Raw genomic sequence first — 1,015 nt, 5'->3', positions numbered from 1 at the left:
AGCTCACTTCCTCTTTTACCGTAGTTTTGACTTCCGTTTTTAGGCTCAGCTGCAGAAAATCCATCTGTATCAAAAAGATAATAACTTGTTAAAATATAAAACCTGTCATTTTTGTAAGATACTGACGCTCCAGCCTTTTTTGTATTAAAAGAACCATATTCAGCAGTCGCTTTTGCATGTAAGCCTTTTTCTGGTGTTTTAGTAATTATATTTATGACACCTGCAGAAGCATCAGCTCCCCATATACCTGATTGGGCTCCTTCTATGATTTCTATTTGCTTAACATTATCAAGTATAAATTGCTCAAATTGAGCTCCATTTAATCCTGTTATATCATTTACCCTTATACCATCTATTAGGACTAAAGTTCTTTTAGGGTCAAATCCTCTTAAATAAATTGATGTTGTCTGTCCAAAACCTCCATTTGCCGAAAAAGAAATTTCAGGTACTTGATTTAAAATTTCGGGTAAAAAATTTGTATGTTTTTCTTCTATCTGGTCTTCGGTTATTACTTTTACAACAGAAGTATTTTCACTTTCTGGTACAGGTGTTTTATAAGTTGTTTCAATTTTTAACTGCTGGCCATAAGCTGAAGACATTAAGGCTGTTAACAACAGTCCAATTTTCCTTTTCAATTTTCGCTCCTTATTGCAAATGATTTGAAATTGCAAATAGTATTGTAAAATAAAAAAAATTTAAAAGCAATAGCCTTTAGAACTTTTATAATAGCTTTTATTATGTTTAAAGGGGCATACAGCCCCATGTTTATCAGAAGCCAAAATTAATAGAAACTGCTTTTTTGGAATGATGTTCTACAACATTAACAGCATATCCGTTTAACTTGTACTCGTAAATCATAGCGTCTGCTCCAAGATAATTTACAGTATAAGGATTTATCTCTTTCTTTTGCAGAGTTTTCCAGCCTTGATATCCGGTCATTAAAGAATGATAAGAGCAACTTAAATAGTATTTAGTATTTCCATAATTATCTGTTGCTTTTGTATAAGTACATTTC

The 1,015-nt window shown here is 31.8% G+C and carries 1 protein-coding gene and 1 pseudogene; both read right to left on the bottom strand.

All coding sequences use genetic code 11. The features are described from left to right. The coding region (locus HG1285_RS00070; RefSeq protein WP_008289766.1) for a TonB-dependent receptor plug domain-containing protein at positions 1-635 on the bottom strand (635 nt) is incomplete at its 3' end. Positions 636-768: 133 nt separating this feature from the next. Further along, positions 769-1,015: pseudogene (locus HG1285_RS20175) on the bottom strand (hypothetical protein); the annotation flags it as partial.

The organism is Hydrogenivirga sp. 128-5-R1-1, from assembly GCF_000171895.1.
This window is presented reverse-complemented; position numbering and strand designations above follow the sequence as displayed.